We start from the raw sequence: 9,748 nt of genomic DNA, 5'->3' as shown, positions 1-9,748 counted from the left end.
TATAGGCGACTAAAGTCGCCGTCCGTTTTTCCTCCCTGCGCTAAAGCGACAGGGCTTCTAAACGTATCGAGGTATTTTCCGTGATTTTTCCATCCCAAATGAATTTTGCGATCGCACAGGCACTGGTACCGGCAGCAGAAGGATACACCACAGTTGATGTGGGTATCGAAGCAGATAAAATTGCCAGCATAGGCAGCCAGGGCCCCCCTCCCACGGCCACCCAAACCACCAACGCCCAGAACCAGCTGCTGCTGCCCGGTTTTGTTAACGCCCATACCCACTCTTCCGAAATTTGGCAGCGGGGCACGATCCCCCCCTATCCCTTGGAATTGTGGATTGCCGAATTGCACGAATTTTCACCGCCCGACCCGGAACAAATTTATTTGGGGGCTTTGGCAACGGCGGTGGAAACTTTGCTGTCGGGGGGAACCACGGTCGTCGACCATTTGGTTTTAATTCCGGGAAAAGAAATAGAAACGGTAGAAGCGGCGGTGCGTGCCTATCAAGAAATTGGCATTCGTGCGTTTGTCGGTCCTTTAATTCAAGACCAATCCCTGGAAACGGGGATGCCTTCGGGGGATTCCCCAACCACATCCGGGGATTACTATACTAGTACCGAAGAAATTTTGGCGATGATGGGGCAGGTGGTGGAACGGTTTCACCAACCGGAAGCCGGCCTTCACGTGATGGTGGCTCCTACGGGGGGTCAGCTTTGTTCCGACGCACTGTTTGCCGGTTGTATGGAATTGAGCGATCGCTTTGACCTATGCCGCCACGCCCATTTGTTGGAAACCAAAGCCCAAAAAATGCTGGCTTGGGAAAAATACGGTTGCAGTGCTGTAGAACACTTGCAGCGTTTGGGATATCTCAGCGAGCGCACTTCCTTAGCCCATTGTATCTGGTTGGATGAAAGCGATCGGCAAATTCTCGCCGACCATCGCTGTACCGTCGTCCACAATCCCCTCAGCAATTTACGCCTGGGCAGCGGTATTGCCCCCATTTTGCACTACCGACAGCTGGGAGTCAACGTGGCATTTGGTTGCGACGGGGCAGCCAGCAACGACGCCCAAGATTTGCTAGAAGCCATCAAAGTTGGGTCCTTGCTGCACAACACCACCGATTTCGACTATCGCAACTGGATCCATCCCCGGGAAGCCGTGGAAATGGCAGCTTTGGGTGGAGCGAAAGGATTGAACCTGGCGGGAGAACTGGGAACCCTAGAAACGGGCAAACAAGCTGATTTGGTGCTGTACGATTTAACCAATCTTTCCCTACTGCCGCGTACCGATCCCATTGGTTTGCTGGTGATGGGTCGCCCTTCCCAAGCCGTGAATGCTGCTTGGGTCAACGGTCGTCAAATCGTCGCCAACGGTCAAGTTACCACTATTGATGTGGATACTCTGCGTCAGGAACTCTTTGCCCGCAGCCAGTGGCAAGTTAACCGCCAATCGGAAAACGTACGTCAATTGGAAGCCCCCTATCGGCGCGTGATGGGCTTGTCGGAATAGTTTTTCCGGAAGCAGGGGCGACAACCAGAAATGGTAGGTTTCCGTCTTTTATCCCCCGATCGGAAATCCGATATTGCTCAATCACAAACATAACCCGAACCGTCCCCGCTTTACAAGGGGACAACAGGAGGGTCTGACCTGGTTGTACGATCGGGTCTTGCCAGTACGGATTTGGTATGAGTTTCAGATTTTCCTCTGCTCCTATGGGTCTAACCCCCCGATTTCCCTAAAAAAAGCACGTATGATGGTGGTAGCGAGATTGAGGGGAATCCGAACAACATGGTGCCCAAACTGCAGAAATGGCACTCCCTGACAACTCAGGCGTTTACCAACTTACGTACTTGGTTGACCGGCCATCCCTTGCCTCGGGTACGAGAGGGTGCCATCATTGCGATCGCGGCAGTCGGAATGACCGCCATTGTTCATGGGGTTCGCCACAGCGATGCTGCCGTTCGGTTGGAATTGATTGCTTATGACCAAATGGTGCGTTTGTCACCCGACGGCGGTATGGACGAACGGATTGTCATTGTGGGGATTACAGAAAATGATATTCGCCAGCAAGACGACTGGCCCCTCCGCGACCGGGTATTGGCACAATTGCTGCAACGTCTGCAAGCCCACAATCCCCGTACCATTGGCATCGATATTTACCGGGATATGCCCATGCAACCCGGTCACCAACAGCTGGTGGAACAGTTGCAGGCACCCAATGTGTTTGGCATTACCAATTTGGGTAACGGTGCGAACAATGGGGTGAAACCGCCGCCCAGCCTGCCATCGGAACGAGTGGGATTTAACGATGTGGTGTTGGATTTGGATGGGGTGGTCCGTCGTAATTTTCTCTCGTTTCAAACCAGCGATCGCCTGCTGTATTCTTTTTCCTTACGGTTGGCGTTGCATTACTTGCAAGACCAAGTGCCACCGCCGACTGGCAGCGAATCCAACCCTTCAGCCATTCGCTGGGGCGAAGCCACGTTTTTTCCCCTATCTGCTCAAGCAGGGGCTTACGAAAATTTGGACAATCGCGGCTATCAAATTTTATTGCAATATCGTACCAACGGTGCCCCAGGAAGAACAATTTCCCTACAGGATGCCCTCCATGGCAATTTCAATCCGGCTTGGATAGAAGACAAGATTGTGATTGTGGGTACGGTTGCCCCCAGCGGTCGCGATTTGTTTTTTACCCCCTACAGCGCTACCGAACAGGAACATCCCAAGATGCCGGGGGTCTACATCCACGCCCAAATGGTCAGTCAGTTGTTGAGCGTCGTTCGCGGGGAACAGCAATTATTCTGGTTTTGGCAGCCCTGGCAGGAGTTGGTTTGGATTTTGGTATGGGCTGGTTTAGGGGGGATTTTGGCTTGCTGGTGCAACCATCCTTTAGCGATCGCTATTTCGGAAGTAAGTGCGATCGCGGTGTTGTGGGCAATTGGGTTTGGTCTTTTCTTGCATCAGGGATGGGTTCCTTTGGTAGCACCCACGGCTGTTATTATCCTCAGCGGTGGCATTGTCGTTGCCAGCCAAGCCTATCAATCCCGACAGCAGGAACAAATGGTGATGAAGCTGCTGGGGCAAAATGTTTCCCAACAGGTGGCGTTGGCTTTATGGAAGAATCGAGATTACTTGCTAAAATCTGGCAAAATGCCGGGGCAAAAGCTGATAGCTACCATTTTATTTGCTGATATCAAAAATTTTAGTACGACTTCCGAGCAAATGCCCCCAGAAAAGTTAATGGATTGGTTGAATGAATATCTGGCGGCAATGGCAGAACAAGTTCAAGTTCACCACGGAATCATTAATAAATTTACGGGAGACGGGCTGATGGCGGTGTTTGGGGTGCCCGTTCCCCGCCATACTGATGAGGAAATTGCGGCAGATGCGCAAGCTGCGGTATCCTGTGCGTTAGCTATTCGCGATCGCGTGGCCGGTCTCAATCATCAATCCCAACGGAAAGACTTGCCTCCAGTACAAGTGCGCATCGGCATTTTTACCGGACCGGTGGTGGTGGGCAGTTTGGGTAGTAAGCAGCGTTTGGAATATGGCGTGATTGGTGATAGCGTCAATATTGCTTCCCGTTTGGAAAGTTGCGAAAAACACTGCCAACCCAGCGATTGCCGCATTCTCACCGCCGCCGCTACCCAACAGTACCTCGGCGATCGCTTTCAGGTAGAATCTTGGGGAGCGATCGCGTTAAAAGGCAAACATCAGGTAGTTGACGTATATCGAATCATTGATTGGAATTTCTAACAATCCATACTCCCCTACAAAAAAAGAAGAGGGGGACTGCAGGAGAAAAGCGATCGCAATTTTTCTATGAGATCCACTTGAATAGATTGAATTGCCTTCACCCTCCCCGGCTACAATCCCCTGAGCTCTCACCTTGGGTCGCCGTTCTCCTTAGAAAGAGGGAAAATAAAGGGTTACAAAAATAAGTCTATAGCGGAATTTTTTTCTTATACTTTTTCTAAAAAATAATGATTTTCTGGAAGTTTCTCATTGCCCTTTTATACGAAATATGAAATCCGACTTATACCATTTTTTTAAAATATGCAATAGATAATAGAGGTTTTGTAGGGGCGCAACGCGTGAGCGCCCCTACCAGGGCAATTGAGAAATTCCAGACAATCGTTGTTTTTCAGAAATGGTATTACATACACCCACAAAAAAATGTAGGGGTAGTGCCCCCGTACCTACCCCTACAAGAAAGCAATTACGGGGAATTTCCCCTACAAAAAGATTGTGGTTTCCCTATGTTGGATTTGGTATTAGACCAAGATCGTATTTTCTTAATAATTTGCCAGGGATAAGAGAGGCATTTTTGTAGGGGCGTTCACGCTTTACACCCCGATCGAGAAATTTAGAAAATTTCAGAAAATTATTGTTTTTCAGAAATGGGATTAGCAATAGGACAACTCCAGTTCGTTTTTTCTTATTCTTCCCCTTATTCTTCTCCTTCGCCTTCCTCATTTTCAGATTCCGGCGAATCTTCCATTTCTTGGGTGGTTTCCGAGGTTTCCCCTTCTTCTGACTCCGGCGTTTCCTCCGTTTCCGATGCCGAACCCGATTCTAACTCTGCCAAAGCCGCTTCTGCTTGTTTTACCCCTTCTTCATTACCCGCTTCTTCGTAAAGCGTTTTCGCCTTTCTCAGAGCTGCTTTGGCTTCTTCCGTGCGCCGGCGTTCTAGTAAGGCTTGTCCCAGATTGTAATGAGCATCTGCATTGTCTGGTGCCATTTCAATTAAACGCCGGTAAGCCACAATGGCACGAATGTATTGTTCTTTTTGTAAATATAGTTTACCAATGGCAGTTTGTGCCTGTACCAAATTCGGTTGGACGGAAACGGCTTGCCGATAAGCTTCAATGGCGCGATCGGGACGTTCCTGTTGCTCCCACAGGCGACCAATTTGGTAATAAATTTGGCCGTTGTTTGGTTCCAAGTCTGACGCTTGTTGGAATGACATCAAAGCTGCCTCGTAATTACCCGAATTCAACCAAGCTAAGCCCAGATTTAAGTGGGTGCTTGCCCGTTGGGGGGCCAGGTTGGCTGCATTTTGTAACGGTCGCACCGCCTCTTCCGGTTTCCCTTGCTGTAGCAGAGTGGCACCGATGGATTCGTAGGCTCTAGCGTTGTTGTCATCGAGGGCAACTACTTCCCGAAACGCCTGCAAAGCTCCTTCGTAGTCCTGCTGGCGCATGAGAACCACCCCAAGACCCAAATAAGCATTTTCCATCAGCTGGGCGTTGCTGTCGCTGCTTTCACCTGCTGTTGCCTGTTCCTGCTGGATTTGGATAACTTGCTGGTAGGCGGCGGCAGCGCGTTGGTTGTCGCGCATTTGTGCCAGGGCAAAACCCATCGCATAGTGGAAATTGGCGTTGTTGGGTTCCAGCTCGATCGCTTGTTCGTAAGCTTCTACGGCATTTTCATAGTTTTCCTGGCGGGTATAAATATAACCAATTCCGGAGAAAATCCGGGGATTTTCTTTATCGAGGTTGGCAGCCTGCTTGTACAGCTGCAAGGCTTCCTGCAGTTTACCCGACTCGAACAATTTTCGGCCTTCCCGTAACAGGTCGGCCAGTTCGGCAGTTTGGCTGCGATCGCTGCCGGTAGCATTTTGGGTGAGTTGCCAATTGGGAGCTATGAAGCCAGGGGTCGCGGTGGCTACCCCCGACCAGGTGGTGGCAAACCATAGGGAGAATGTGAGGAGGAGTTGTTTGTTCACGGTTCCAAATTTTACTCGATTTGCAACTTTGGGCGAACCAATTTCGTTTACACTGAAGGAAAGTACTTGGGCTGAGTTTCGTCGAAGCATCCGTTCAGCAATAGGACTAGGGAGTATCAGCGGCTGATATGCAGCCTGGGGAAGGAAACGGAACCATCCGCTCTTGCCAAGCTAGCTCCCCACTGATAACCACCTTTTCTCAAAGATGGTTGCTTTTTCGGGATGTCTGGCGAGAATTCCTCTGGCTACGAACGGTGGTTCGACGGCGCTCGCCGCAAGCAGCATTGGTTGGTTTTCCTCGCAGGAGGTACAATTTTATGATTTTATCAACAACTGACGTTCTTCAAGACAGAGCCGTAGAAGAATATCTCGGCGTGGTTTCTGCTGAGGTGGTCTATGGCGGCAATGCCTTGCGGGATTGGTTTGCTGGGTTTCGCGACTTTTTCGGCGGTCGCACCGGTAGCTACGAAAATCTTTTCCAAAAAGGGCACCAGCAGGTTTTGGCAGAATTGCAAGAACGTGCTGAAGAACTCGATGCCAATGCGGTGGTGGGTATTCAGATCGATACGGGTACCATTAACGTGGACGAAAAAGGATCCATGATGGTGATTACAGGGGTTGGTACGGCGGTGCGCGTGGCAGAATAGCATCGGACACTGGCTAGAGAGGAAAAAGATTGCTAACATCCAAACCTTTGTCTGTATGGTGCCTCGGATGCCTGGGTGGATCGATCGCGATTTGGTTGGGGTTGGTTGGCGCTGCGAGCGCTTCTCCCTTCCCCACAACGCCACCATCCCCGTGGATGGCACAATCCCATGCCAGCCAGGAAACTTCCCCAAACCAAAACCGACGTTTAGCGGTAAGTTTGGTGCAACAGGGAATCGAACAGGCGCGTCGGGAAAACTACGATCGGGCGATCGCGAAATTGCGTGCGGCAACGGAAACCCTTCCCGATTGGGCGGGTGCCCATTACAATTTAGGGGTAGCCTTGGGATTGGCGGGAGATTGGCCAGGGGCTATTGATAGCTATACCCGTGCCATCGAACTCAACGACCGACTGGTAGCCGCCTACGTAAACCGCGGTTTGGCGAAAGCCAGTCGGGGAGACTTTGCTAGTGCCATTGCCGATTACGACGAAGCCATTGACTTGGATCGCGATCGCGTTTTGGCTTATTACAATCGCGGCGTCGCCAAAGCTGCCTTAGCCAGACGCACCCCCCAAAAGGCCGAATCTTTGTGGCAAGCAGCGATCGAAAATTACAGCCAAGCCATCAAACGAGATACCACTCTGACAGATGCCTACATGAATCGTGGTGTTGCCTATTTTTACCTGCGGGAATATGTCGAAGCCATTGCCGATTACACCTCGGTGATTTTTCGCAATCCCCAATCCATAGATGCTTACTACAATCGGGGATTGACCTATGTTACCTTGGGGTGGCGGCAAGAAGCGATCGCCGATTTTCGCCAAGCCTCCCAACTGGCACTGCAAGCCAACCAACCGTCTCGCTACCGGCAATTGCTGCAACAGTTGCGATCGCTGGTGCAATCTCAACCAGAAAATGAGGGGGAAAACCAGTTACAATGAAAACAAATTTCCGGTTTTCCCCGACTGCCAATTGGAGAAAACGGTATGGGCAACGATCTCAGAACCAAAATTCATCGATTGGTGGATGCTATTTCCGACGAACGACTGGCCATTCTCCTCCCGCATTTAGAAGAAATTACTTGCGATGTCTGGATGTTAAGCCAGATTGAAGCAGCACAACAACGCCTGCGACCGGGGGATACCCTCACTTGCGAGGAAGCCATGCAGTTTTTGCAGCAGCCACCGGAAAAAATTCACTGGTAATTCCCCACCTCGCCGCTCTCTTTTCCCGCCTATTTCTGTGAGAACCACCCGTTTTTTATTTGTTTCCGTGACTTTAGAAATCCGCTACACCAGGTCGTTTCTGTTGGATTTGTTTGCCATTCGCCAACAAGATGAAACCACCTACAAACAACTCGTGTCGGTTTTGTTTGTAAAGCTGCCAAAACGCGATCGCTTGCGGGGATTGCCCCAACTGCGGCAAATTGATACCAACGGGATGTTTTATCGGTTTACCCTAGATGGCTACGTGGTGGGAACGGAAATGGTGGGGGAAATTGTCAAATTGGTGCGCATTTTACCCAAACCCCCGTCGGAAAAACTCTACGGCGAATCTTCAGAAACCTTACATAATCGCTAACCATCTGCGGCTAACCGCTATAGGATGGAAGAGTAGGAAAGCATTTATCTATGGAGGCGGTTTTTTGTATGGATGCAGCAGCACTCTGGAAACGCTATCAAGATTGGCTCTACTATCACCACCAATTGCAATTTTACGTCGATATCAGCAGAATTCCCTTTGACGAAAGTTTTGTGGAGTCTTTGCATCCCAAATTCGACCGTGCATTTCGGGATATGGAAGCTTTGGAAGGCGGTGCGATCGCCAATCCCGATGAAAATCGTATGGTGGGTCACTACTGGTTACGAGACCCAGAACTGGCACCCGATAACGAACTCAAACAGGAAGTTACCCAAACCCTAGACAAAATTAAAAATTTTGCCAGCGAAGTGCGTAGCGGAAAAATTCGTCCTCCCCAAGCCGATCGATTTACCGATATTATCTCCATTGGCATTGGTGGATCGGCGTTAGGACCCCAATTTGTGGCGCAAGCCTTGGCACCAGAAAATCCGCCTCTCAATATTCATTTTATCGACAATACCGACCCCGCCGGTATCGATCGCTTGTTACACCAACTTGGCGATCGCTTGGCGAGTTCCTTGGCGATCGTGATTTCCAAATCCGGCGGCACGCCAGAAACCCGCAACGGCATGGTAGAGGTGCAGCAGGCGTTCGCAGCCAAAAATCTGGATTTCCCCAAACACGCGATCGCGGTCACCGGCTACGGCAGCAAACTAGAACAACAAGCCACCGCCGAAGGTTGGCTGGCAACCTTTCCCATGCACGATTGGATTGGCGGTCGCACTTCCGAAATGTCGGCAGTTGGCTTGCTACCAGCGGCTTTGCAAGGCATCGACATCCAGGAAATGCTCCTCGGTGCCAAACACATGGATGAAGCCACCCGCCAACCCAACCTTAAAAACAATCCCGCGGCCTTGCTCGCCATGGCTTGGTATTTTGAAGGCAACGGTCGGGGAGAAAAAGATATGGTGGTGCTTCCTTACAAAGACAGCCTGCTGTTATTTAGCCGTTACTTGCAGCAGCTGATTATGGAATCTTTGGGTAAAGAAAAAGACCTCGATGGCAATACCGTGCATCAAGGCATCGCCGTTTATGGTAATAAAGGCACCACCGACCAACACGCTTACGTGCAGCAATTGCGCGAAGGGGTCCCCAACTTTTTTGTTACCTTTATTGAAGTGCTCCAAGACCGCAAAGGGGAGTCTCCGGAAGTAGAACCCCAAGTGACTTCTGGAGATTACCTATCGGGATTGATGCAGGGAACCCGCAAGGCACTTTACGAAAACCAACGCCATTCCCTTACCGTGACGATTCCCGGGGTGACACCACGTACGGTGGGTGCTTTAATTGCTCTGTACGAACGTGCGGTGGGATTGTACGCTTCTTTGGTGAATGTGAATGCCTACCACCAACCCGGGGTGGAAGCTGGCAAGAAAGCTGCGGCAGCTGTGTTGAAATTGCAACAGCAACTGTTGCAGGTGTTACAGCAGGAAAAAGCACCCTTGTCTTTGTCAGAGCTGGCTGACAAGATGGATGCTAGAGACGATATAGAATCTATCTATATGATTGTGCGCCACCTGCATGCCAACCAACGCTTTGGTATTTTGGTAGAAGGCGATTTCGGCAAACCCGATACGCTGAAAGTATCGATGTCATCGTAGGCGATCGTTTTTACTAGAGCCTTGGTGGTCTCGTTCGGTTTCTGAATGTTTGTCACTGACCCCGCGCTAAAGCGACGGGGCTTGGGAACAGCCAGGTTCCCGTAGTAGTGGCTAGACCAAGAGCCGATAGTA

At 50.5% G+C, this 9,748-nt stretch carries 8 protein-coding genes; 7 read left to right on the top strand and 1 reads right to left on the bottom strand.

The genetic code is table 11. From position 1 onward, the window contains the following. The first annotated feature begins 98 nt into the window (after positions 1–98). Together AS151_RS17850 and AS151_RS17845 are read left to right on the top strand one after the other, a co-directional pair. Positions 99–1,508, top strand: coding sequence for an amidohydrolase (locus tag AS151_RS17850; protein WP_071518425.1), 1,410 nt, complete (start codon positions 99–101; stop codon positions 1,506–1,508). Positions 1,509–1,787: 279 nt separating this feature from the next. Then, entirely contained in the window at positions 1,788–3,755 is a 1,968-nt protein-coding gene (locus AS151_RS17845; protein ID WP_084639718.1) for an adenylate/guanylate cyclase domain-containing protein, read from the top strand. Positions 3,756–4,449: 694 nt separating this feature from the next. Here the strand turns inward: AS151_RS17845 and AS151_RS17835 are convergent. Next, positions 4,450–5,727, bottom strand: a complete 1,278-nt coding sequence (locus tag AS151_RS17835) for a tetratricopeptide repeat protein (RefSeq protein WP_071518420.1) — start codon at positions 5,725–5,727, stop codon at positions 4,450–4,452. 317 nt (positions 5,728–6,044) lie between these two features. On the opposite strand from AS151_RS17835, the gene AS151_RS17830 reads away from it, so the two are divergent. From AS151_RS17830 to AS151_RS17810, 5 genes are all read left to right on the top strand, one after another. Next, positions 6,045–6,374 (top strand): YbjQ family protein, encoded by a 330-nt coding sequence (locus AS151_RS17830; protein WP_071518423.1) that lies wholly within the window; start codon positions 6,045–6,047, stop codon positions 6,372–6,374. A gap of 29 nt (positions 6,375–6,403) precedes the next feature. Continuing rightward, entirely contained in the window at positions 6,404–7,315 is a 912-nt protein-coding gene (locus tag AS151_RS17825; RefSeq protein WP_071518419.1) for a tetratricopeptide repeat protein, read from the top strand. A 45-nt stretch (positions 7,316–7,360) separates the two neighbouring features. After that, positions 7,361–7,579, top strand: coding sequence for a hypothetical protein (locus AS151_RS17820; protein WP_071518418.1), 219 nt, complete (start codon positions 7,361–7,363; stop codon positions 7,577–7,579). 37 nt (positions 7,580–7,616) lie between these two features. After that, positions 7,617–7,955, top strand: coding sequence for a cytotoxic translational repressor of toxin-antitoxin stability system (locus tag AS151_RS17815; RefSeq protein WP_244533069.1), 339 nt, complete (start codon positions 7,617–7,619; stop codon positions 7,953–7,955). Between the two features lie 68 nt (positions 7,956–8,023). Then, entirely contained in the window at positions 8,024–9,616 is a 1,593-nt protein-coding gene (locus AS151_RS17810) for a glucose-6-phosphate isomerase (protein WP_071518422.1), read from the top strand. Positions 9,617–9,748 lie beyond the last annotated feature (132 nt).

It is taken from the genome of Geitlerinema sp. PCC 9228, from assembly GCF_001870905.1.
Classification (GTDB): Bacteria; Cyanobacteriota; Cyanobacteriia; order Cyanobacteriales; family PCC-9228; genus PCC-9228.
This window is presented reverse-complemented; position numbering and strand designations above follow the sequence as displayed.